The 21,723-nt window shown below is 46.2% G+C and carries 24 protein-coding genes; 14 read left to right on the top strand and 10 right to left on the bottom strand.

Features of this window, described 5'->3' with window-relative positions; translation table 11 throughout:
* Positions 1-324 precede the first annotated feature (324 nt).
* From ACQ4M5_RS20410 to ACQ4M5_RS20400, 3 genes are all read left to right on the top strand, one after another.
* Positions 325-2,433, top strand: coding sequence for a bifunctional arginine dihydrolase/ornithine cyclodeaminase (locus ACQ4M5_RS20410; protein ID WP_430677516.1), 2,109 nt, complete (start codon positions 325-327; stop codon positions 2,431-2,433).
* A gap of 318 nt (positions 2,434-2,751) precedes the next feature.
* Positions 2,752-3,303, top strand: a complete 552-nt coding sequence (locus ACQ4M5_RS20405; RefSeq protein ID WP_430677514.1) for a peroxiredoxin — start codon at positions 2,752-2,754, stop codon at positions 3,301-3,303.
* Entirely contained in the window at positions 3,303-3,968 is a 666-nt protein-coding gene (locus ACQ4M5_RS20400; RefSeq protein WP_430677513.1) for an SDR family oxidoreductase, read from the top strand. Before ACQ4M5_RS20405 ends, ACQ4M5_RS20400 begins: the two co-directional genes overlap by 1 nt.
* A gap of 23 nt (positions 3,969-3,991) precedes the next feature.
* Here ACQ4M5_RS20400 and speA read toward each other — a convergent pair whose 3' ends face one another.
* Positions 3,992-6,019, bottom strand: coding sequence for a biosynthetic arginine decarboxylase (speA, locus tag ACQ4M5_RS20395; RefSeq protein ID WP_430677512.1), 2,028 nt, complete (start codon positions 6,017-6,019; stop codon positions 3,992-3,994).
* 273 nt (positions 6,020-6,292) lie between these two features.
* Between speA and ndk the strand changes: the two genes are divergently transcribed.
* Positions 6,293-6,742 carry a nucleoside-diphosphate kinase gene (gene ndk / locus ACQ4M5_RS20390; RefSeq protein ID WP_430677511.1) on the top strand — a complete coding sequence of 150 codons (450 nt, stop codon included), beginning with the start codon at positions 6,293-6,295 and terminating at the stop codon, positions 6,740-6,742.
* A gap of 84 nt (positions 6,743-6,826) precedes the next feature.
* Complete coding sequence (locus ACQ4M5_RS20385; RefSeq protein WP_430677510.1) at positions 6,827-7,081, top strand: hypothetical protein; 255 nt, start codon at positions 6,827-6,829, stop codon at positions 7,079-7,081.
* Positions 7,082-7,146: 65 nt separating this feature from the next.
* On the opposite strand, the gene ACQ4M5_RS20380 is transcribed toward ACQ4M5_RS20385, so the two are convergent.
* Genes ACQ4M5_RS20380 through ACQ4M5_RS20370 form a run of 3 tightly spaced genes read right to left on the bottom strand, consistent with a single transcriptional unit; the run spans position 7,147 to position 8,491 of the window.
* Positions 7,147-7,374, bottom strand: coding sequence for a hypothetical protein (locus ACQ4M5_RS20380; protein ID WP_430677509.1), 228 nt, complete (start codon positions 7,372-7,374; stop codon positions 7,147-7,149).
* 2 nt (positions 7,375-7,376) lie between these two features.
* Positions 7,377-7,850: a type II toxin-antitoxin system VapC family toxin gene (locus tag ACQ4M5_RS20375; RefSeq protein ID WP_430677508.1), complete on the bottom strand. Its 474-nt coding sequence runs from the start codon at positions 7,848-7,850 to the stop codon at positions 7,377-7,379.
* A 53-nt stretch (positions 7,851-7,903) separates the two neighbouring features.
* Positions 7,904-8,491 (bottom strand): class I SAM-dependent methyltransferase, encoded by a 588-nt coding sequence (locus ACQ4M5_RS20370; RefSeq protein ID WP_430677507.1) that lies wholly within the window; start codon positions 8,489-8,491, stop codon positions 7,904-7,906.
* A 13-nt stretch (positions 8,492-8,504) separates the two neighbouring features.
* Between ACQ4M5_RS20370 and ACQ4M5_RS20365 the strand changes: the two genes are divergently transcribed.
* Positions 8,505-8,843, top strand: coding sequence for a PIN domain-containing protein (locus tag ACQ4M5_RS20365; RefSeq protein WP_430677506.1), 339 nt, complete (start codon positions 8,505-8,507; stop codon positions 8,841-8,843).
* A gap of 6 nt (positions 8,844-8,849) precedes the next feature.
* Here ACQ4M5_RS20365 and ACQ4M5_RS20360 read toward each other — a convergent pair whose 3' ends face one another.
* Entirely contained in the window at positions 8,850-9,602 is a 753-nt protein-coding gene (locus ACQ4M5_RS20360) for a TerC family protein (protein ID WP_430677505.1), read from the bottom strand.
* 667 nt (positions 9,603-10,269) lie between these two features.
* Here ACQ4M5_RS20360 and ACQ4M5_RS20355 point away from each other — a divergent pair.
* The 3 genes from ACQ4M5_RS20355 to ACQ4M5_RS20345 all read left to right on the top strand — a co-directional run bounded on the left by ACQ4M5_RS20355 (position 10,270) and on the right by ACQ4M5_RS20345 (position 11,813).
* Positions 10,270-10,494 (top strand): DUF2811 domain-containing protein, encoded by a 225-nt coding sequence (locus ACQ4M5_RS20355; RefSeq protein WP_068390575.1) that lies wholly within the window; start codon positions 10,270-10,272, stop codon positions 10,492-10,494.
* Positions 10,495-10,536: 42 nt separating this feature from the next.
* On the top strand, positions 10,537-11,331 hold the full coding sequence (locus ACQ4M5_RS20350) for a RecB family exonuclease (protein WP_430677504.1): 795 nt from the start codon (positions 10,537-10,539) through the stop codon (positions 11,329-11,331).
* A 308-nt stretch (positions 11,332-11,639) separates the two neighbouring features.
* Complete coding sequence (locus ACQ4M5_RS20345; protein WP_430677503.1) at positions 11,640-11,813, top strand: hypothetical protein; 174 nt, start codon at positions 11,640-11,642, stop codon at positions 11,811-11,813.
* Here ACQ4M5_RS20345 and ACQ4M5_RS20340 read toward each other — a convergent pair.
* Entirely contained in the window at positions 11,791-13,275 is a 1,485-nt protein-coding gene (locus ACQ4M5_RS20340) for a serine/threonine protein kinase (protein WP_430677502.1), read from the bottom strand. The two genes, ACQ4M5_RS20345 and ACQ4M5_RS20340, sit on opposite strands and share 23 nt — an antisense overlap.
* A gap of 244 nt (positions 13,276-13,519) precedes the next feature.
* Here ACQ4M5_RS20340 and ACQ4M5_RS20335 point away from each other — a divergent pair, with 244 nt between their 5' ends.
* Positions 13,520-13,816 (top strand): hypothetical protein, encoded by a 297-nt coding sequence (locus ACQ4M5_RS20335; protein ID WP_430677501.1) that lies wholly within the window; start codon positions 13,520-13,522, stop codon positions 13,814-13,816.
* A gap of 324 nt (positions 13,817-14,140) precedes the next feature.
* Here ACQ4M5_RS20335 and ACQ4M5_RS20330 read toward each other — a convergent pair whose 3' ends face one another.
* On the bottom strand, positions 14,141-16,486 hold the full coding sequence (locus tag ACQ4M5_RS20330; protein ID WP_430677500.1) for an MASE1 domain-containing protein: 2,346 nt from the start codon (positions 16,484-16,486) through the stop codon (positions 14,141-14,143).
* A 118-nt stretch (positions 16,487-16,604) separates the two neighbouring features.
* Between ACQ4M5_RS20330 and ACQ4M5_RS20325 the strand changes: the two genes are divergently transcribed.
* From ACQ4M5_RS20325 to ACQ4M5_RS20315, 3 genes are read left to right on the top strand one after another with little or no spacing between them, the layout of a single operon-like run.
* Positions 16,605-17,333 carry an ABC transporter ATP-binding protein gene (locus ACQ4M5_RS20325; protein WP_430677499.1) on the top strand — a complete coding sequence of 243 codons (729 nt, stop codon included), beginning with the start codon at positions 16,605-16,607 and terminating at the stop codon, positions 17,331-17,333.
* Positions 17,321-17,947, top strand: a complete 627-nt coding sequence (locus tag ACQ4M5_RS20320) for an ABC transporter permease (RefSeq protein ID WP_430677498.1) — start codon at positions 17,321-17,323, stop codon at positions 17,945-17,947. Before ACQ4M5_RS20325 ends, ACQ4M5_RS20320 begins: the two co-directional genes overlap by 13 nt.
* Positions 17,944-18,822: a glycine betaine ABC transporter substrate-binding protein gene (locus tag ACQ4M5_RS20315; RefSeq protein WP_430677497.1), complete on the top strand. Its 879-nt coding sequence runs from the start codon at positions 17,944-17,946 to the stop codon at positions 18,820-18,822. The genes ACQ4M5_RS20320 and ACQ4M5_RS20315 overlap by 4 nt, the downstream gene beginning before the upstream one ends.
* Here the strand turns inward: ACQ4M5_RS20315 and ACQ4M5_RS20310 are convergent.
* Positions 18,809-19,432, bottom strand: coding sequence for a Uma2 family endonuclease (locus tag ACQ4M5_RS20310; protein WP_430677496.1), 624 nt, complete (start codon positions 19,430-19,432; stop codon positions 18,809-18,811). The two genes, ACQ4M5_RS20315 and ACQ4M5_RS20310, sit on opposite strands and share 14 nt — an antisense overlap.
* Before the next feature lie 182 nt (positions 19,433-19,614).
* Between ACQ4M5_RS20310 and ACQ4M5_RS20305 the strand changes: the two genes are divergently transcribed.
* Positions 19,615-19,986 (top strand): NirD/YgiW/YdeI family stress tolerance protein, encoded by a 372-nt coding sequence (locus tag ACQ4M5_RS20305; RefSeq protein ID WP_430677495.1) that lies wholly within the window; start codon positions 19,615-19,617, stop codon positions 19,984-19,986.
* Between the two features lie 102 nt (positions 19,987-20,088).
* Here ACQ4M5_RS20305 and ACQ4M5_RS20300 read toward each other — a convergent pair whose 3' ends face one another.
* Both ACQ4M5_RS20300 and ACQ4M5_RS20295 read right to left on the bottom strand, forming a co-directional pair.
* Positions 20,089-20,844, bottom strand: coding sequence for a phycobilisome rod-core linker polypeptide (locus ACQ4M5_RS20300; RefSeq protein WP_430677494.1), 756 nt, complete (start codon positions 20,842-20,844; stop codon positions 20,089-20,091).
* A gap of 126 nt (positions 20,845-20,970) precedes the next feature.
* Positions 20,971-21,723 carry a phycobilisome rod-core linker polypeptide gene (locus ACQ4M5_RS20295; RefSeq protein WP_430677493.1) on the bottom strand — a complete coding sequence of 251 codons (753 nt, stop codon included), beginning with the start codon at positions 21,721-21,723 and terminating at the stop codon, positions 20,971-20,973.

Raw genomic sequence — 21,723 nt, 5'->3', positions numbered from 1 at the left:
CCCGTAAATCCACAGATGAGGAATTCGAGTCAGACTGAGATGATTAGCACATAAGTCATTTCATTAGAGAGTATCAACTTTCACAGCTACCAGCCCAGTGGTGTCGCGCTACTGGGTTTTTTATTGTCTAAATTGATCCCGCTTCAAATCTATTGAAACCCTGACCCGAAATTTCTGACACTCTCGATCGCGTCCCCTTTTCCCTACAATGGATCGGATGTCAGCCTCCGCCCTTTTCCGTATTGCCCGATACAACTCAACGGATCAATCTCAACTTCACTAGGTTGAATTGCCTAGATTACACATTTACCCAGATTTTTCTCTATGACCTCCTCGATTCGGATTCTGATGTGTGCGCCTGACCATTACGACGTGGATTATGTGATTAATCCGTGGATGGAAGGGAATCTCCACAAGTCTTCTCGCGATCGCGCTGTGGAACAATGGCAAGGACTTCATCAACTGATCAAGCAACACGCGATCGTAGATTTGGTAACTCCCGAAAAAGGTGTGCCAGATATGGTCTTTACCGCGAATGCAGGCTTAGTTCTCGGTGATACAGCAGTGTTAAGTCGGTTCTATCACAAAGAGCGCCAAGGTGAAGAGCCATACTTCAAAGCTTGGTTTGAGAAGAATGGTTTTACAGTTCACGAACTACCGCCAGAATTGCCGTTTGAAGGCGCGGGAGATGCACTGTTCGATCGAGAAGGTCGCTGGCTCTGGGCTGGATATGGTTTCCGCTCGGAACTCGATTCGCATCCATATTTAGCAAAATGGCTTGATGTTGAGGTGCTATCTCTGCGATTGATGGACGATCGCTTTTATCACCTTGATACTTGCTTCTGTCCCTTGAAAGATGGTTATCTCTTGTACTATCCGCCTGCGTTCGATGCGTACTCAAATCGATTGATCGAGATGCGAGTACCCGCAGAAAAGAGAATTGCGATCGCTGAACCGGATGCGGTGAACTTTGCTTGTAATGCGGTGAATGTTGATCACATTGTGATCATGAACAAAGCAAGCAAAGACCTAAAGCAACAGTTAGCCAATGCAGGGTTTGAAGTTCTCGAAACACCGCTCACTGAATTCCTCAAAGCTGGAGGAGCCGCGAAATGTTTAACTCTACGGGTGACTGAACCTGTGCGCGTTGAACTTCATGCAAGTGCCACGATCGAGAGTCGGGTCGTTCAACTCGAAGGACATTTACTCGATTCCGGTGTGATCAATCGTGCGCTTGATGTGATTGTTGAAGCAGGTGGTAGCTTCCAAGTTCTGAACTTTAACTTAGGAACTCAGCGGCAAAGTACTTCATCGGCAGAAGTGAAAGTGACTGCTCCCTCTCATGACGTGATGGAAACAATCATGTCGCAATTGATTGACCTTGGAGCATTACCACGTCCGCAAGAAATCTGTGATGCAGAGCTTGAAGCTGTTGTGCAAGATGGAGTCGCACCAGATGATTTCTATGTGACGACTATCTATCCGACTGAAGTTCGCGTGAACTGTGAATGGGTGAAAGTCGATCGACAAAGAATGGACGGCGCGATCGCTGTTTCCGCAGATGGTAAGAGCGCTCAATGTAAGCTACTTCGGGATTTGACCACTAGCGATCGAGTGGTTGTTGGTGTTGAAGGAATTCGCACGATTCGTAAGTCTTCTACTCGTGATCAGCGCAACACTCAAGAATTTAGCTTTATGGGTGCAGGCGTATCGAGCGAACGGCGGGTTGAATTAGTCGTTGAACAGATTGCTTGGGAACTCCGGCAAATTCGCGATCAAGGCGGTCGTGTTGTGGTCACTGCTGGACCTGTGGTAATTCATACGGGGGGCGGTGAGCATTTAGCTAAGTTGGTTCGAGAAGGTTATGTGCAAGCGCTTTTAGGGGGAAATGCGATCGCAGTCCACGACATGGAACAATCGCTGCTAGGAACATCGCTTGGCGTTGATATGAAGCGTGGTGTTTCCGTCCGAGGTGGACATCGCCATCACTTGAAGGTGATCAATACTGTGCGGCGTTACGGAAGTATTACCAAAACTGTTGAGGCGGGTGTTCTCAAAGGTGGCATCCTTTACGAGTGCGTTCGTAATAACGTTCCGTTCTCGTTAGCAGGATCGATTCGAGATGATGGACCATTACCGGATACGAAAATGGATCTGATCGAAGCGCAAGAAGATTATGCTCGCCTGATTGAAGGGGCAGACATGATTCTAATGTTGTCTTCGATGTTGCACTCGATCGGGGTTGGCAACATGACTCCATCGGGCGTGAAGATGGTTTGTGTCGATATCAATCCAGCGGTTGTGACGAAATTAAGCGATCGAGGTTCGATCGAGTCGGTTGGAGTCGTTACTGATGTGGGATTGTTCTTGAGCTTGCTAGTTCAACAGCTTGAGAAGTTGACCAATCCTTATCAAGTTCCTCAAACGGTTTAATCTTAACGAGGGTGTTTGAAAAGTAGCCGTTCGGACGCATTCACTCGCGCCGGACTAGAAGTCGGCGCTAACGGTGCGAAGTCCAGTAAACGGGACTCAAGACGCTGACATCGGCTCCCAGTCCCCTTCAGTGGACTTCGTGCTGTTAGCCCCGAATTCCATTCCGGGGCGAGAGGACATCGTAGCGAAATGACTTTCTATACTTTTCAAACATGCTCTCAACGAGGGTAGAATCGAAAACTTCTGCCCCCATTTTTTCAAGATAGACTTTCACATTCACGGTAAACTTTAATTAAGTTTTATTTCGAGAATGCTGTTATGTCGCGCCGAAACTTGCTCAGAGCTTTACTCGTTAGTGTTTTAGCGATCGCTGCCAGTCTAAACTTTACGCTTCCTGCCTTTGCACTGGGTGGAACCTTACCGTCGATCGATCAACCCGCTCCCGAATTCACGTTACCGAGCAATGAAGGCGATGGAACTGTTTCGCTTTCGGACTATCGTGGAAAATGGGTCGTTGCTTATTTTTATCCTGCGGACTTTACGCCGGGTTGCACCCTCGAAGCGCGAAAGTTTCAGGAGGATATGCCGAAATATCTCGATCGAAACACTCAAATTCTCGGAATCAGTGCAGATGATATCAATTCTCACGCGGATTTCTGCGATTCTGAAGGCTTAAAGTTTCCGCTGCTTGCAGATGCCAACGGCAAGATTAGTAAGGCTTACGGTTCTTGGTTAGGAATTCGTTCGTCTCGTCATACCTTCATCATTGATCCAAATGGAACGCTCAGAGCAACGTTTACTGGAGTCAATCCAATCATTCACAGCCGTGAAGTTCTGGCAAAATTAGACGAACTGCAACAAGCAAGCTAATGGCAACTTATCTGATCACAGGTGCGAATCGCGGCATTGGTTACGAATACTGTCGCCAATTAAAAGCACGAGGCGAAACAGTCATTGCAATCTGTCGCTCTGCCTCTGAGGAATTGCAGCAGCTTGGAATCCAAGTTGAAACAGGGATTGATATCACCTCAGAGGCTTCCGTCGCGGAATTGTGCGATCGCTTAAACAATACATCTATCGACGTTCTGATCAACAATGCAGGCATCATCAAACGGGTGACTTTAGATAACTTAGACTTCGATAGCATTCGCGAACAATTCGAGGTCAATGCTTTAGGTGCTTTGCGGGTGACTCACGCATTGTTACCTAATCTCAAATCAGGCTCCAAAATTGTATTGATGACGAGTCGAATGGGGTCGATCGAAGACAATACTTCGGGTAGTTCCTATGGTTATCGAATGTCGAAAGTGGCTTTATCAATGGCGGGGAAATCTCTGGCACATGACCTCAAGCCACGTGAAATCTCAGTTGCAATTCTGCATCCTGGACTCGTTCAAACTCGCATGACGAACTTTACAGCAGGCGGAATTACACCCGAACAATCGGTCAGTGGATTACTCGATCGAATTGATCAATTGACATTAGAGAACACAGGAACTTTCTGGCACGCAAATGGAGAGATACTTCCTTGGTAAAGGTTGCATCTCTCCAGCCTTTCTTAAGACAGCAAGTAAGTGTAACCGCTCAAACTGCGCTCATAGTTTTGGAGCAGCAATTGAGATTCCTGTAAGGTAATCCGATCGTCTTCCAGTGCATGTTCAGTCTGCAAACGGATGCTTTCGATCATGTCTTCCACATCGTATTGCACATAGCCCAACACTTCCTCGATCGTATCTCCCCGAACGACGTGCTGAATCTGATAACCCTTCGGAGTCAGTTGAATGTGAACCGTGTTAGTGTCACCAAACAAATTATGTAAGTTGCCCATAATTTCCTGGTATGCACCATTCAGGAACATTCCCACATAGTAAGGCTCTCCAGGTTTGAGCGAATGCAGTTCTAACACCGATTTCACATCGCGTAGATCAATGAATTGATCAATCTTGCCATCACTGTCACAAGTCAAATCGACTAAGGTTGCTCGTTTAGTTGGCTCTTCGTTCAAACGGTGGATTGGCATGATCGGGAATAGTTGATCAATCCCCCAAATATCTGGAGCCGATTGGAACACGGAGAGATTCATGTAGTAAATCGAAGCCATGATTTTCTCAAGGTCTTCGAGGTCATCAGGAATGTACTCAAGTTGCCGCGAGTACGTAATGATCTTGTGGCAGCAAGACCAATATAAACGCTCTGCTCGTGCCCGCTCAGTTAAAGTGAGATAGCCGAATCCGAAGAGATTCACAGCTTCTTCTTTGAACTGAGTGGCATCGTGGTACATCTCTAGAAAGTTCTCAGCATTGATCGAGGTGTAGGTTTCGTAGAGATTTTGAATGATGATATGTTCTTCTGCTTGAGGCGCTTCAGGATTTTCAGCCGCGACATCACTGGTTCCGAGAATATCAAAGACTAAGACCGATTGATGAGATGCGATCGCTCTTCCACTTTCACTAATCAAGGTCGGAACTGGAATACTAGCAGCAGCACAAGCATCTCTCACCGCTGCCACCACATCATTGGCATAGTTCTGAGTGCTGTAGTTCTTCGAGGCGTGAAAGTTCGTTTGTGAACCGTCATAGTCCACACCCAGACCGCCACCCACGTCAAGGTACTGCATACTCGCACCCAGTTGCACCAGTTCAACATAGATGCGGCTGGCTTCCCGCATGGCTTCTTTCAACACACTGATTGCAGAGATTTGAGAACCAATGTGGAAATGCAACAGTTGAAGACAGTCAAGCATATCTGCCGCTTTCAACTGATTCACAGTATTAATGATTTCGGGAATGGTTAGACCGAATTTTGCTCGATCGCCTGCCGAAGTTCCCCAGCGTCCAATGCCTCTCGCGCTTAATTTTGCTCGAACACCCAAGATCGGTTTAATGCCGAGTTTTTTGCTGGCTTCGATCGCGAGTCCAACTTCTTCAATTTGCTCCAGAACAATGATCGGCGTTTGTCCCAATCGTCTCGCCAACATTGCTGTTTCAATGTATTCGCGATCTTTGTACCCATTGCAAATCAGCAACGCACCTGGAGTTTTCAACGATGCTAACGCGATCATCAATTCCGGTTTCGATCCGGCTTCTAGTCCAAACTGATGCGGTTGACCGAAGCGAACCAAATCTTCGACTAAATGCCGCTGTTGGTTGCATTTAACCGGGAAAACGCCTTTGTAAACGCCGGGATAGCTGTAACGTGCGATCGCTTTAGAAAATGCCGAATTAATCCGCTCGATCCGGTCTTCCAAAATATCCGAGAACCGAATCAGCAACGGTAATCCAAGATTTCGCTGCTTCAGAGCATTCACCAAATCAAACAAATCCAACGATCCGCCCCGATTTCCTTTCGGTGAAACGGTGACGTGCCCAGCGGCATTAATGGAAAAATACGGATCGCCCCAGCCTTGGATGCGATAAAGTTCTTCGCTATCTTCGATCGACCATTTTTTCGGAGTCGTTTCGGGTGTTAGAGCTTTCCCGTTCGATTTTCCATTTGATTTGCCGTTTTTGGCGTTCAAATCCTCATCTGTCAAACCCTGATCAGGTACTTGTTTTTCAGGCTTGGCAGTCGCGGAGCGTCCTCCCATCGTGGTTTGTCCTCATTGCAATGAATCTTCAAGATTCAGTCTATCGCGGTCTATCAAAAACGGACGTGTTTCGCATTACTGAAGGAGAGTAGGGAGTGGGGAGTGGGGAGTGGGGGTTGTTTTTTTTGCTGCTATGAAAGCGATCGTTTTCGCTCAATCTTCCCACTCCCCACCCCCTACTCCCCACTCCCCACCCCATCCGCTATCACCCAAACGGATCACGATAGGCTAATCTAGGGTTTGTAAATTTCACTTCATTTTTGGGAGTCCAGCTTGGAACGCACATTTTTAGCCATTAAGCCCGATGGCGTACAGCGCAAACTGATCGGTGAAATCATTCGCCGTTTTGAAACGAAGGGCTTTACTCTCGTAGGTCTGAAGTTTATGAATGTCAGTCGCGAACTGGCAGAAAGCCATTATGGTGTTCACCGCGAACGTCCGTTTTTCGGTAGCTTGGTCGAATTTATTACTTCAGGTCCAATTGTCGCAATGGTTTGGGAAGGCGATGGCGTGATTGCAGGGGCGCGGAAAGTGATCGGCGCAACGAATCCGCTCTCCGCTGAACCGGGAACGATCCGGGGTGACTTTGGCGCGAATATTGGACGGAATTTGATTCATGGATCGGATGCACCGGAAACCGCTCAAAGCGAAATTGCGCTGTGGTTTAAGGATGAAGAATTGGTGAATTGGCAACCAACCGTGTTGAATTGGATTTACGAATAAATCGCGATCGACACGAAAGATAGAACCTCAAGCTGATTTGGGGTTCTTTCATTTAGGATCAGCATAGAAGCCGAGGAACCCGCAATGAGCATTCGTCTAGACTTGCCACCGGAATTGGAGCATGAACTGTCCAGCGAAGCCGATCGATTAAACCTGCCTTTATCAGAATATATTTTGCGTGTTTTATTGATTCGCCAACCGCTGAACAATCCACCGAAAACAGGAGCCGAACTGGTGGCATATTGGCAAAATGAAGCTGTAATTTATTCGAGACCTGATATCACGGATAGCCAAGCTCATGCACGACGATTGCGGCACGATGCAGAAACGCGATCGTAAACCATGCACCTTTTAGACACCGATATTTTGATCGACATCCAACGGGGTCATGAGCCTGCGATCGGCTAAGTTGAGCGGCGGCTAGCACCCTTTGCATCTTCACTAAGATCTCTCGTCCGTCCGCTCCAACGTGTTGTTAGACCGGGCTTTCGCGACAAGCTGACAACTTCCCTACCACTTTCAGCTTGCTGTTTCTGTAAATCAGCAAAAATGGCTTTCAAGTCATGATCGAATGAACGAGAGTACTCTTCACGAATTCTATGGATCTCTTCTACAATCTCATCCTGAAACATAATCAACCTCCTAGAAGTTCATAGGGTGTACAAAGAATTGGCAACTCGTATCCAAAATCAAGGCTGATCTCTGCCAACTTTCCCTGGATTTGAGCATTGGCGATGTGCTTGCAGTTCCAGGTCAACAGATAATCCATGCCGTGAACGGTTGCGGCTGCAATATGAACAGCGTCAACATCAGCTTTTGCGGGAAGGTTACTACGTCCCAAGAATTGTTCTGCTAAATCAAGTACAGATTGGTTCAAGTCTAGGAGCGAAAAATCGCGAAGGATTTCTAGCCGCTCAGAGGCGATCTCGGCATCCCCTTGAGAAGTTTCCCTCACAACTGCTTGAGATGAGTAGAGTTGGAAGTCACTGCGGCGCGTATCCCACCACTCTCGCGTTATTTGAATATTTGCAGACACAACAATATCTCGGCTAGGTCGAGCAGTCAGATAGCCTAAAATACTGGTTTCGATATAGACAGTTTCACTCATACCCAGCCGAGCACAAACAGTTCGATCTTAACTCATTGGATAGATGTGAGAAGCTAAGGTTTTTGCCAAATCAATAAGTAGCGCCAGAACAAACGCCTTCGGAGACGGAAACCAGGAATAACAACGTCTGCAACTTTTCTAATCTGTTTTAGTGACAACTGAGCAGGACGAGTCGGTGCAGTCGTAGTCAGTTTTGCAATTAATACTTGATGCCATTTCAAGTACACAAAGTTGAGCGGAATGGAAACTGCGCTATAAGCGTAATCGATCAGGGATTTCTCTTGATAAAGCCCTAGAATTAGCAGTTTACCACCAGGGCGCAGTAGTAACTTCATCTTACTCAAAGCTGCTTCTATGTCCATGTGATGCAGTGTAGCGATCGCCACAATCACGTCGTAATCTGCTGGTAAGTCGGCTACAAGAAAGTCAGCCTTTGAGTAAAAAATATTGGGAGCAGGATTAAGAATTGATGCTTCTGCTAGAACGGCACTATCAACATCTAGTGCATCCACAATCTCAGAACGTTCAGCCAGTTTTTGTGCAAAAAGACCTAGCCCACAGCCTACATCTAGTGTACGGTAGACACGCTTGGGAATCTGGTGCAACAGATGGCTATGGTAATGAGTATTATGATTCCACATCTCTTACATTGTAATGTTCCTGCGGTCTAACGCTTGGTTTGCAAGTCTTACAGAAATACCAAGCGTTCCTGGTTTCGTTGTCATGGAATTGGTACAAGATTCTCGAAATCTGCAAGGCGTTCGCAAAGCACTAAAATTAGTTGCTCCTTTACCGATAGTTTGGGCAACTGAAACCGATTGCACTCGTGCATTATCAGATTTCACCGCCTATCACTTATCAGATAATTTGGGATTAATTGATGCTCTGATTGCGGCTTGTGCTGTCGGACACAATCTAACGCTTTGTACGTTTAACGTGAAGCATTACCGAGTCGTTCCAAATCTTGTGACAGCACAGCCTTATTCCCGTTAAGCGTTCCTAAACTGGATCTTTCTCTGAGACAGGTTCAACATCTGGCAGTGTTTCAGTTTGAGATTTTGCGATCGCTTCAAGTTGCGCCATGTCATTCCGCTTAGAAAATCCCCAAGCAAAGACGATCGCAACCAGCGAAATCATCAACCATTCCGGCGGCACAAGTTGGTCATTAAACACCCGCAGCAATAGTCGAATGCCCACAAACGCCACAGTGACATAACCCGCATCTTCTAAATGCGTAAACTCTTCCAACCAGACAATGAATAGACCTGCCATAAATCGCAGTGCCACAATCCCGATCGTGCCTCCAAGCAGAATCAGCCAGGTGTCTTGGGAAACCGCGATCGCAGTCGTGACACTATCAAGCGAGAACGCCAAATCGGTCAGCGCAATCACCGGGATCGCCTGCCAAAGCGACGCAAATCGAGGTCCGTGATGAACTCCTTCCTCATCCTCGCTGGAGGGCTTGAAGTGCTGAAACACCAACCATAGAAGGTAAAGCGCACCCGCCAACTCGAATTGCCAGTATCCGATCACCCACGAGGCTGCCAAAATTAGCGACATCCGTAAAACATAGGCGAACACCAAACCAATATTTAAAGCGCGGCGCTCTAGTTTCGGGTTTTGCAAGCCTTGAGTGATGGCAGCAAGCGCGATCGCATTGTCAGCCGACAAGACGCACTCTAACGCCACCAAAACGAGCAAGAGCAAGAAGGTTTGGGGATTGAGTTGGGCAGGTAAATCGATGTCTATCATGCGAGAACTTTCACGATCGGCAACAAACGAACAATCTATTATCTCTCCTTATGTCTAGATTGGCGATGACCGAAAGAGGTACGGAAGTCCGCAACGATCGTAGATTTACGGATGTTTCCACGCTGGAAATAGAGAATTCCCAATTTGATTCCTAAACTCACAGCCGAAAGTCTAGTTCTCTGAAAATCTTAACAAAACTTTACAATTAACTGGGTTTTCCCCAGGTTTTCCCCAGGCTATCCACAAGTTGGAGATTTCTTTTCCACACCTTTTCCACATCGAATTGAAAGTTTTCCACAGGGGATCGGGCTAGGATCGTCATTTTTCGGAGGACTGTGGAAAAGTCGATCGAGATCGTATTCCCCAGCCTAAAATCGCTCAGTTTATGAAGTCAAGTAACGAAAAAATGGCTGGAATGCCGATTCTGCCGTTCAGTAATTTTGATCTAGCAAGCGGTTGTTACTTTTCTTGATGTTGATCTTCTTCCTGCGATCGCGCAGAATGTAGCGACTAACCCAAAAGCGCTCAGACGACCGCGAGACAAGATTTCCACAAGTTGGAGATCGGAAGATCGGATCGGACTGGCGTGGATTTCTGTTGCGAAATTTTGCGGAAATCGGACGGTTGGGATTCACCTACTGCGATTCATTTTTGAGGTTTGATGGATATGGATAGCAACATTAGTCTTTTTGTCGAAATTCCTGAAGCGCTGCATCAATCGTTTCAATCGTTCCTCGATACACGCCCAGATTGGGATCAAGATCGAGTGATGTCTGCGGCGTTGTCTTTGTTCTTGTTGCAGAATCGTCCGGCGAACGAACGTCAGACCGATCGAGCAACCGCAAGAATTTATCTCGATTCGATTTTCAAGCGTCCAGTCGAACAGATTTAACCGTTTCGGATTTCCGCTTTATAACCTTGTTTGCCTCTAATCATGCCTTATCAGATTTCTGCCACAAAACTTCAGTCGTATAGTCGTTGTCCCTATGCGTACTATTTGCGGTACGAGCGACGACTTACTAGCAATGATTTCTTCGGATCAGCAGCATTAGGAACTGCGTTGCATCAAGCTTTAGCGATGGTCTATCGGGATTGGCACTACCACGAAGCCGCACCCGATTTGCAATGGGTTCATCGCTGTTGGGAAGAACATTCCACTGGCTTAACTCCAGGTCAAATTGAAGATGGTCGATCGATTCTTGATCGCTACTACGAGAAGTTCATTTTGGATGCTCCATCGTTGCGTCAGCCGTTAGCTGTTGAAGGGCGAATTCAGGCGTTTCTGAGAGTTGAAAGCCTCGAATTCTGCATTACGGGAAGATACGATCGAATTGACTATCTCAATGATGGGTTGGAGCTAATTGATTACAAGTCGAGCCGAGAGCTGAAGGTTCCAGAATCTGATGAGATGGATTTGCAGATCGGATTGTATTACCTGGCGTTGGAGCAGACCTATCAACAAAGTCTGAAGTATTTGACCTTGCTGTATTTGAGAACGGGCGAGAAAGTTCGCTATCGAGCGACTCGTAGACATAAAAAGCAAGTGCAAGCGGTGATTTCAGATTTGGCGGTACGGTTGCGACATGATGAAACATGGGAACCTACGCCAGGGAAACAATGCGATCGATGTGCTTATTCTCGGTATTGTTCTGCGGTGAGTCTTGATCCTGCTCCGTTACCAACGACGGTGAGTGCTACTCCTGAATTGCAGCTTGCATTGGGATTGTAGGAGATGAGTTGTGAGAGAAGTTTTGAAGCAGTTTCGCTTCGTTGCAGTTCACCCGTGATTGAAAATCACGGGCTATCGGAACAAAGTCCACTGAAGGGGACTGAAAGCTATTTGTAGAAAGCTCTTCAGTCTGTTTCAACAGACTTTGTTCCGATAGCCCCGAATTCTATTCGAGGGGCGGTTCATGTGATGAACGACTACTTTCAAAACACTCCACAAGGCTGGTTGTAGGATGAGTATTTTGCTTTCCCACTGTTCCCTGTGCATCAGTTATCAAAAATTTGAACAATCAATTGTGAGTGTGAACAATGAATCGTTTTATTGCTTACTCTAGAAAGTCTTCTAGTGTTCCATTTCTAGTATCTATCTACCGGGACTATCGAACCTACAGCGGTTATGGTGCAGTCGCTTACTCTAGATTACGTTGTAGCTCGATTCAGAGATCGACACAGCATCAGCCTATTTTGAAGAAGTTGAGCTAATGTCGATCGACAATTCATACTCCGCTGTACTAACTGTGTTCGGAACTATCACGATCTCATAATTGCTCGATCGATTAACTTTCCCTGTCCAATCCGATTGGTTAAAGTTCTTGAGCAATGTAGTGTCAACTGAAAAGATCCAAACCGAGACTGTATCAGATTTAAGATTCAGCTTAATCGTTTGACCTTGCTTAAATGAAGCTCGGTAGATTTTGCCTACTCCATTTTTCAAGGTTCCACTTGCCAGAGACGACAAAGTTTCGGGCTGTATTTTTGTAATTTGATCACGAGCGATCGCATACCAGATTTGCCCAGATGTTCTTGGATTGAGGACTTTCCCTTTCTGTTCAGGAAAGCGGAGAACAAATTGAGCATCTGTGAGAAGTTCGATCGCCTTCTGGCTAACTTTTGCAGTAGATAACCAAGCATCATAATGAATACGCTTGTATGTTCCAATTCCGCTTCGAGCTTCCTGGCTCAAAGGTTCTAACTGATCTAATAATTGATCGATCGTTCTATTCGCTCCATTTAGGAGTAGTTTAAGAGCATCATCGCGTAGTCCTAATCTTTTCGATCGCTGTTGTGCAGTTTCTCTTGGTTTTGGTGTCGTTGCAGCATCAACCACGATCGAAGGTGACACCATTGCGGGTTGCAAATTCGATAGATGATTGATCAATCGATACGCTGAAATTGCAGCAAGCCCGATGAGCACAAAAGTAAAGACGATCGATGCAAAATCCGGTGGTGCAGACAAAGCTTGAAGTACTTTCGCAGCAGAAAGATAGCGTTGTTGGGGATGCGGGGAAAGCATTCGATCGAGAACTTGTTGTAGTCGCGGTTGAACACTGATGCGATCGTGCCATTTCCAAATTTGAGTTGTCTCATCATAGAGTTCCTTCGGTTCGCATCCGGTAAGAAGCACGATCGACATCACCGCCAATGCATACAAATCTACATCAAAGTCTTGCTCTACAAAGTCCGCTTGCGTGAATTCAGCCAGCATTAAAGAACCGTCTAAACGCTGAAAAATTGAATTAAACGTAAGATTTTGGTGCGCGATTTCTTTGCGGTGAAGCGATCGTAATAACAATAAAACCTGCTTCAGAAATCGGAGAACTTCCTTTTCTGAAAAGATACGGTTTTGCTCGAACAATTCGCGATAGGAATGACCTTCTACATAGTCGCGAACGAGAAAAAGTCGATCGATATCTGCGATCGCGTTTTGATAGTACTTCAGTTTCAAAACAGATAATAGTTCTGTAAATTGTTCCTGCAAAACGGGCAATGCTCCCGAATCGATCGCTGGAACTTCTTCTAAAACATAAAAACCTTTTGTCGTTTGATCCATTGTTAGATACACCCAACCTGCTGCACTCTGATGTAGAACTTTCAGAATGCAAAAGCGATCGACCAAAACAGTATCTACAGACAGCGGTGTTTGCATTACAAAATATTCAGCCAAGGTTTAGACACTTGACTAATCATAGTATTTGTGTACTAAGCTAACACGATTCGTTGCCAAAAGCGCTACTCTTCCAATATGAAAAAAAGATGAAGTTAACCTGTTAAAAAATAAAAACACTGAGGCACTCTATGAATATGAAACTTACGGAACCTCTACGCCATCGTGAGCGAGAGTTGCTGTCCTATGCGAACGACGAGATCGAGATAACGTAAGCTTCGCAACTTACACACCAGGTGTTCTTATGCGTCCTACCTCATTGACTGATTCCCGCCCCAAGATCAGCACGATGCCCCGTCCCCAAACGGAGGCTACCGCTTATCTCAATCTGTACAAGTTAGCGATCGAGAAAAAACGACTTCAACACGAACTCGACTCGATCGAACAACGTCGGCATCGCATTCAGAAACGTCTATCTTTTCTCGAAAGTCAAGTTGCAGAAATGCAGCAGACGACTCACGTATCGGCTCCCAAATTGGCTCCGGTTTCAAAGAATTCTGCTCCTGATTCGGCGTTAAATACTCTGTTTTTAGAGTATTAAGTCACATTCAAAGTGTTGTGCTGAATAGCTCGATTGTTTAATGCGATCGGGCTTTTTTCTTAGGATTTTTTTGCTTCGTTCCAACCGCAGCCGACTTCTAAATTGATAGGTCTTAGAGGATGTTTGAGAAGGATAAAAAGCGGCTTTGCTGCGTTGCGAGTCCACCCGGAGATCAATCTCCGGGCTAATGGAGGAAACCCCGCTGAAGCGGGCTAAGAGAGTAATACGGAGTTCTTAGCCCAGTTTAGTGGGCTTCCCTGATTAGCCCGGAGATTCATTTCCGGGCGGGTGAATGCGATGAATGATTGCTTTTCAAACACCCTTTTAAGCGATCGGCAAACAAATCCAAACCTGCGTTCCCTGATTGGGTTTACTCGAAACACCAATTCGACCCCGATGCGCCGCAATAATTTGATTACACAAAAACAAGCCCAAACCTAATCCCGTTCGATGCTGATTTTGTGATCCCCGAAGATAAGGTTTCTTAAATAATTGATTGCACTGATCCGGCAAAATTCCAACTCCGTTATCCGCGATCGTACATTTCACTTCAGCCCCTACTTTTTCAGCCTGCAACGTTAATGTAATCTCAGGCGGATTGTGCTTAATTGCATTCGTAATCAGATTATCAAGCACTCTTCTAAACTGAGTCGGATCAGCAGAAATCATCGGTAAATCATTAGGAATTTCATTCACTAACTCAATTCGATTTTGAACGAATAATGGCTCTAAATCGACTAATGTTCGATCGACCATTTCCGAATACGAAATCGGTTGAGGACTGATTACAATTTTCTGCGGTTCGTGTGAGTAGTCTTCGAGCAGTGAACTAATGAGATCAAGCTGACGATTACTGCTATCCACAATGCGATCGAGCGTCGATCGGGACAACGAAATCGTATCTTCTGTCTTCGATTGCAATCGTCTTAAAACCATCAACATCCCGATCACAGGTGTTCTCAAATCATGAGTGACCGCATGAACTAAGGTGTCTTTTACTTGATTTAGCGATTGCAGTTCCAACATTCTCTGTTGTAATTCTGCGGTTCGATCTTCCACTTGAGATTCTAAATCCGCTGCAAATCCTTGAACCTTTTCGTACAATCGACCCTGTTGCAGCGCTAACTCTACTTGAGTCGCTAATCGTTCGAGCAATTCCACCTCAAACGATCGCCATTCTCTCGGCGCACCGCACTGATTCACATTCAGCACCCCATACAAGCGCCCATCTTGATAAATCGGAATGCCAATACTCGCTTTGATTTGGTACATTTGGTAATAGATTTTGAGAAACTCATTCGTTTCAGTCTTCTCAGAATCTGCATTTACTCGAATCGGAGTTTGAGCAAAAATCTCTTGAATATCTGGCAGAATCGGACGTGGCGATCGCGTTCCCAGCATCGGACTCCACTGAGAAGCTACCGATTCTGCCACCGTTTCCGTAAAGCCTTGCTCATCAAACACGCTGACATAGACGCGATCGGCATTCAGAAAAGCTCGAACTTCCGCGACCGTCGTATCTAAAACCTCTTTTACATCAAGCGATCGACGAATTCGTAGCGTACTTTCCGCCAAAAATTGATCCTGCTCGATGCGCCGTCTGAGCAACGATTCCACCCGATGCCGTTCCGCGATCGCAGCCGCCAACACCAGCGCGATCGTTGCCATCACACCAACAAAAATCTGAACCTGAAACAGTGCATTCTGAAGCGTTTCACTGTTCGATTCCCCAAAATATCGATAGTTCTGCGACACGCCCCAAATCGAGATAAATGACGCAATCAGCAGGCAAATTACAGTCCCACGCTGACCCAATCGCAGCGCCGCCCACACAATAAATAGGAACGGCGAATACTGCAAAATTGGAGTAACCGTACCGCGTAACGTCGCCATTGTGCCCGTTGCCGATGCGGGAAGGTACGCCAATGGGGAATTCAAAATCATCCAGCTAAACATCACAATCAACCCCAACCAAACCACAAACTCAACGACTCGTTGCCGAAATAGAGCCTGTTTCACCTGCCGACGCAGTTCATTCCAAGATCTTGGAATCCGAATCGATCGACCTCCCCAAACGACGATCGCAGGAGTCAATACCAAAATCGAAACCGCATCTCCTAGCCAAACCACCATCCAATTCCCAAGAATCTCAGCGCTCGGAACAATCCCAGACAGATAGCCATTAACGGTACTAATACTGGCATTCAGACTCGGTGCTAACACTGCGCCGATCGTTGCTAACGCCAGCACATCTCGCACCCGCCTTAGCGATCGACAAAATCCAACGCGCTTCAGTAGCCCGATCGCGACGAGAACTTCGAGCGTACTACCCAATCCCGCTACGATCGCAGTGAGCCAAGTCACGTTGTCAAGCGATCGACCAAACAGCACCGCACCAATAAAAACGCCAATCCAAGAAAAGCGCTCTAGCAAGATCACGCCAGCCAGTGCGATTCCAATGGGCGGATACAACACGGAAGCTTGAGCGGTCGCATCCAGTTGAATGAAGATGAAAGCAAGCTTGGCGCTGACAAAGTAGACGATCGCAATGAGCGCGATCGACAACAATGACAGGATAAGCTTTGACTGTTTTAGCCACATGGCACGATAGTCAGGCATTTGAGGCTTGCCATGCTTCCAATCTCCGTAACTGAGGGACGATTTAACCACGAGCTTCAGGAACACCAACTACCCTAAAGTAAAAGGGATATTCTCCAGCGGCTTCCCCCAACTGGGTGAGGGATATCAAATTTTACGCCCGTGTTTCTCCAATTAGTGCGTTAATTCAATGAATGCGATCGAATTTTGTCAAGTTTGCTACCAATTAAATCGAAGATTATTAGTTGCTAACTTGAGTTTTACTATTTTCTCAGGAGAGACGTTGGTGCTACTTGGTCGCAGTGGATGTGGAAAAACGACGACGCTGAGGTTGATTAATGCGCTGCTCGTTCCGACTGAAGGTGAAGTCCGAGTCAATGATCGATCGACAAAATCCTGGAATGCGATCGAACTTCGTAGACGAATTGGCTATGTGATTCAAGAAGTTGGTTTATTTCCCCATTTCACGGTTGCACAGAATATTGCAGTGGTTCCATCGCTTCAGAAGTGGGAACGCGATCGAATTGAAAATCGCGTCGTTGAACTCTTAGAACTCGTCGGATTAGAGCCGCAACGCTTCAAAGACAGCTATCCCCATCAGTTATCGGGTGGACAACGGCAACGAGTCGGAGTCGCGAGAGCATTAGCGGCTGATCCTCCTCTGTTGCTAATGGATGAGCCATTTGGAGCATTAGACCCGATTACACGATCGGAACTTCAGCGAGAATTCCTACAATTGCAACGCCAGTTAGGAAAGACGATCGTATTTGTCACGCATGATATTCATGAAGCTTTCAAGCTCGGAACAAGAATCGGACTGATGCAGGCAGGACAGTTAGTAGAATTGGGAACGCCTGACGAATTTGCTCGATCGATACATCCTGAAGCCAAAGCATTTTTGAACGTATGGAATTCCTAACCCGCTACGGGAATGAAATCTTAGCCCGACTGGGAGAGCATTTATTTCTAGTCGGGGTAGCAACCTCGATCGCAATTCTTATCGGCATTCCCTTGGGCATTTTGATTACTCGCCGCCCAAATTTAGGCAAACCAATTTTGGGATTTGCCAATGTGATGCAAACGGTTCCAAGTTTGGCATTATTTGGGTTTCTACTACCGATTCCAATCATCGGGGGAATTGGTGCGAGAACTGCGATCGTCGCTCTAATCCTCTATTCCTTGCTCCCAATCATTCGGAATACAGCCGTCGGAATTAACAGCGTCGATCCTGCGATTCGAGAAGCAGGACGGGGAATGGGAATGAGCGATCGACAACTCTTATTTCAAGTCGAACTCCCGTTAGCAATGGGCGTAATCCTTTCAGGAGTCAGAGTCGCAACTGTGATCGGAGTTGGACTTGCTACAATTGCATCGGCAGTCGGAGCCGGAGGACTGGGCGAATTTATTTTTCGAGGTGTCGCGATCGTTGATAATCAACTGATTCTCGCTGGAGCAGTTCCGGCAGCGATCGTTGCGTTGGGTGCAGATTGGGGATTAGGTTGGATTGAAAGACGGTTAACGATTAAAAGATGAAAAGATTTCTCGCACTTGGGCTTTTGGCACTCTGTTTAATGTTCTCGATCGTCGCGTGTCAAGGTGGCGGAGATCGAGTGGTCATTGGCTCGAAGAACTTCACCGAGCAAGTGATTTTAGGCGAAATTTTAGCGCAACAAATCGAGCGTAAAACGAACATAAAGGTCGATCGTAAATTCAATTTGGGCGGAACGTTCGTATGTTTAACAGGCATTAGAAACGGTGAACTCGATATCTATCCCGAATACACTGGAACTGCCTATGGTGCGATTCTAAAATTAGGTGCAGAAAGCGATCCGAAGAAAACACTGGAAACCGTAAAGAGTCGATTTGAACGAGATTTTCAACTACTTTGGACAAAACCTTTCGGCTTTAACAATTCATTTGCAATGGTTGTCAGAGGCGAAGATGCGAGAAAGCTAAAGATTCAAACTCTGTCCCAAGCAGCCGTTCATACTCCAAAGTGGACAGCGGGTTTTGGTCCAGAATTTCTCAATCGTGAAGATGGATTTCCTGGACTTGCGAAGACTTACAATCTCAAATTTGAACAAGCGCCGAAGGTGATGGATTTGGGATTATTGTATCGATCGCTGCAAGATAAACAAGTCGATATCGTTGCTGGAAGTACTACAGATGGTTTACTTTCAACCCTCGATTTAACGGTTTTACAAGACGATAAGCGCTACTTCCCGCCGTATGAAGCTGCCGCAGTCGTTCGCCGCGAAACTTTCCAAAAACATCCAGAACTAAAAGAAGCGTTGGATCAACTGGGCGGCATGATTTCTGACAAAACAATGCAGGAATTGAACTATCGAGTCGATGGTAAAAAAGAGGACGTAAAACAAGTTGTACAAGACTTCCTTAAGTCGAGATAGTATTTGCTTGAAACACTTGTGCAGCCGTTAATTGTAATTCTGGAAACGTGGGGGAAATAATGCGATCGTTTCCCCGAAACGCATTCATTTGATATTCATCCTCGATCAATTCACACACCCAAAGTGTTGGCTCCTTGGGATTGCCCAGAAATCTTCGCGCTCCTAATGCTGCATAGTCTACAATCCAATATTCTGAAATGCCTAAAGCTTCATAAGCTGCAAATTTGGTGTAGTAGTCATCGCGCCAGTTTGTACTGACGACTTCGATGATCAGTTTGATTGTTTTGCAATGCTCGACAGCAGAGAATTCTTCCCAGTTTGGCTCATTCGCAATTTCGCGACTATCAAGAACGATTCCATCCGGTTCGTATGCAGATTCCCTTTCTGCTCTTACAACACAGTCCTTTGGCATGAAGTAGTCTAACTTTGATTGCCGAATCACGATTCCAATAGGCAGTACGAGAAGTCCTGCAATCTCTGAATGCTTGCCACTCGGCATCGATCTTTCAAGGATGATTCCTCGACGTAATTCATAATGAACACCCGGAAGATTCGGATACCATTCGAGGAATTCATCGAAACTGACAGGTGGTTTCGGGACTTGAATCATATCGATCGACGCATTAAATTCACTTCATCATAGTTGCTGATTATGCTCGAACTTTATTACTCAAAGAAACAAGAATAGAGAACACTAGAGAAAAACGATTGACATTCGCACTCCATGAAAGATAACAACTTTGTTAAACTCAGCCCTAAAAGACATTGATCAAAATTGATCAAAGAGGATTCATGCTGAAGTTAACTATCTGGTTCGCTCTCGGCTCTACGGCTGTTTCGTTAATCGGAATGTCTGCAACTCAAGCTCAAGTTCCAATTCGCGATCTTCAGCGCAATTCAGGTGTTGCAATCTCAGGACAAATTCTCAGTGTTGTGGGTAACGAGTTCATTTTGGATGACGGGACTGGGCAAATGATTGTCGATGCTGGACCTCGCTGGTATCACCAACTAAACCTATCTGCTGGTGAACGGGTCAAAGTTACAGGTGAGTATGACGATGCTGATTTTGATGCTTATACTATTACTCGCAGTAACGGCGAAGTTCTTCAAATTCGTCAACCCGGTGGACCGCCGCCTTGGGCAGGGGGTCGAAGAAAAAATTAATCAGCGACACAAAACAAGTGGGCTTAATGCTCAGTTTCAATCCATCAGCGACAGATTGAAACTGAGCATCAAGCCCACAATGAAAGTATGATTGCTCTAATCTCAACGACGACTGCGGTTCGGCACTTTGCTCATATAATCCAGCGAAGTAGTGACGCTACCATAGTTTTGCTTCGGCGCGATCGCGGCTGCCACACTGAGGAAGCGACGCGGATCACCTTCAGGCAAACGACGGTCTTGAGATCGCTTGGAGTAGTAGTTCTGCACCACAAACTGCCAATCGTTCTTCACGGTTCCAGCCGTTTCGCGGAAGTCTTCGCCATAACGAGGAGTCACCAAGTTAAACGGACGCGCTTCCATCCGACGACGCTGATACGGAACGGTGTAGTCGCCAAATGCGTTGGTGTACTCTTCGCTATCGAGCAAAGCATCGACAAACCCATTAAAGCCCTTGGTTCCGATCACGATCGACCAAGCGATTTCTTCATCTCGATCGTAAGAATCACGACCCAGGAAGCGCTTCAGGCAGATTTGCACTAAGCGATAGTTGTTGTTCACTTCCACCACAGTGCTGTAGAAGCGCTCAGATTTTGCCAATTCACGAATGAAGTCGCGCACTGTGATTGCACCGTTTCTCACACGAGACTCAGATGCCACTTGGCGATTGAACTTCAACGTTTCATGTTCACTGAACACTTGACGATATGCCGCCCAAATCAGCGATTCCATATCAGTCACAGAGCTTACATCCTCGATTCGATAGATGTAAGGAGTGTCTTCGTTTTGGTCAGCAATGCCGAAGTTTTTCACCCGATGGTTTTGGGTGGTCGGCTTATAAGCTAACAATGGCAATGCCATGTCAGAATCTCCCTCGTAATATAAACGGCAGGTAAATTTTGGATGATGGATTTGATATTAGAAATCCAAGTCGCGTAAAACCATTATCTCGCGTCTGGTGTCCGAAAATGGTACTGCTGTGAGCATTTATCCCACCGCATTCACAGCCGAAAACAGCAGCAAGAAGAAAATCAAGCCGCCCGTCGCGATCGACACCGCCGATACCATTCTCCAATCCGAAGTTCTGACAAATTTTTCCCAGTTAAAGGGTTCAAATTGATCAAACTGCGGCGTGAACGCAGCGAGTTGGGCAGACGGTTTGAACTCTTGTTTGGGGAGTCGATCGCGATAGTCAGCCCCGTAGCGCGGTGTAAAGCTGTAAGGACGCTCAGTGACTCGTTTGCGCTGATAAGGAGCCGTATTTTCTCCAAAGGCTTCGAGATATTCTTCGCTGTCCAACAAAGCATCAACGAATTTGTGCCAACCCAAATTAGCAATTTGGATCGACCAAGCGATCGTTTCTTCTTTGTTATAAGGCGAACGACCCAGCAACCGTTTGAGGCAAACTTCTACGAGGCGATAGTTATTATTCGCTTCGACCACCAGACGGTAGAACCGCTCTGATTTGGCTAACCCGCGCACAAAATCGCGCACCGTAATCGCACGATTCTTAAGCTGAGTTTCCAAAGTAATCTGCCGATTAAACTGCAACGTTTCTTGCTCGTTAAATACTTGCCGATACGTTGCCCAGATCAGCGCGTCGATTTCAGAGGGAGTCGTACTATCTTCGATGCGATACCGATACGGGCTATCTTCATTCAGATCAGCCCGACCAAAGCTCTGAACCCGCTGGTCTTGAGTGGTGGGTCTGTATTCCAAGACCGAAAGTTTTGTTCCCAT

Origin of the sequence: Leptolyngbya sp. AN10 (assembly GCF_050565645.1) — a bacterium.
Classification (GTDB): Bacteria; Cyanobacteriota; Cyanobacteriia; order Leptolyngbyales; family Leptolyngbyaceae; genus Leptolyngbya.
This window is presented reverse-complemented; position numbering and strand designations above follow the sequence as displayed.

Bases quoted from the DNA above. Each gene is read 5' to 3' on its own strand.
- ACQ4M5_RS20325 (WP_430677499.1), top strand. From the start codon at position 16,605: ATGAATGCGATCGAATTTTGTCAAGTTTGCTACCAATTAAATCGAAGA.
- ACQ4M5_RS20335 (WP_430677501.1), top strand. From the start codon at position 13,520: ATGCGTCCTACCTCATTGACTGATTCCCGCCCCAAGATCAGCACGATG.
- ACQ4M5_RS20385 (WP_430677510.1), top strand. From the start codon at position 6,827: ATGAGCATTCGTCTAGACTTGCCACCGGAATTGGAGCATGAACTGTCC.
- ACQ4M5_RS20320 (WP_430677498.1), top strand. From the start codon at position 17,321: ATGGAATTCCTAACCCGCTACGGGAATGAAATCTTAGCCCGACTGGGA.
- ACQ4M5_RS20345 (WP_430677503.1), top strand. From the start codon at position 11,640: ATGAATCGTTTTATTGCTTACTCTAGAAAGTCTTCTAGTGTTCCATTT.
- ACQ4M5_RS20365 (WP_430677506.1), top strand. From the start codon at position 8,505: ATGTTCCTGCGGTCTAACGCTTGGTTTGCAAGTCTTACAGAAATACCA.
- ACQ4M5_RS20375 (WP_430677508.1), bottom strand. From the start codon at position 7,850: ATGAGTGAAACTGTCTATATCGAAACCAGTATTTTAGGCTATCTGACT.
- ACQ4M5_RS20360 (WP_430677505.1), bottom strand. From the start codon at position 9,602: ATGATAGACATCGATTTACCTGCCCAACTCAATCCCCAAACCTTCTTG.
- ACQ4M5_RS20350 (WP_430677504.1), top strand. From the start codon at position 10,537: ATGCCTTATCAGATTTCTGCCACAAAACTTCAGTCGTATAGTCGTTGT.
- ACQ4M5_RS20305 (WP_430677495.1), top strand. From the start codon at position 19,615: ATGCTGAAGTTAACTATCTGGTTCGCTCTCGGCTCTACGGCTGTTTCG.
- ACQ4M5_RS20310 (WP_430677496.1), bottom strand. From the start codon at position 19,432: ATGATTCAAGTCCCGAAACCACCTGTCAGTTTCGATGAATTCCTCGAA.
- ACQ4M5_RS20295 (WP_430677493.1), bottom strand. From the start codon at position 21,723: ATGGGAACAAAACTTTCGGTCTTGGAATACAGACCCACCACTCAAGAC.
- speA (WP_430677512.1), bottom strand. From the start codon at position 6,019: ATGGGAGGACGCTCCGCGACTGCCAAGCCTGAAAAACAAGTACCTGAT.
- ACQ4M5_RS20315 (WP_430677497.1), top strand. From the start codon at position 17,944: ATGAAAAGATTTCTCGCACTTGGGCTTTTGGCACTCTGTTTAATGTTC.
- ACQ4M5_RS20380 (WP_430677509.1), bottom strand. From the start codon at position 7,374: ATGTTTCAGGATGAGATTGTAGAAGAGATCCATAGAATTCGTGAAGAG.
- ACQ4M5_RS20410 (WP_430677516.1), top strand. From the start codon at position 325: ATGACCTCCTCGATTCGGATTCTGATGTGTGCGCCTGACCATTACGAC.
- ACQ4M5_RS20400 (WP_430677513.1), top strand. From the start codon at position 3,303: ATGGCAACTTATCTGATCACAGGTGCGAATCGCGGCATTGGTTACGAA.
- ACQ4M5_RS20370 (WP_430677507.1), bottom strand. From the start codon at position 8,491: ATGTGGAATCATAATACTCATTACCATAGCCATCTGTTGCACCAGATT.
- ACQ4M5_RS20300 (WP_430677494.1), bottom strand. From the start codon at position 20,844: ATGGCATTGCCATTGTTAGCTTATAAGCCGACCACCCAAAACCATCGG.
- ACQ4M5_RS20405 (WP_430677514.1), top strand. From the start codon at position 2,752: ATGTCGCGCCGAAACTTGCTCAGAGCTTTACTCGTTAGTGTTTTAGCG.
- ACQ4M5_RS20355 (WP_068390575.1), top strand. From the start codon at position 10,270: ATGGATAGCAACATTAGTCTTTTTGTCGAAATTCCTGAAGCGCTGCAT.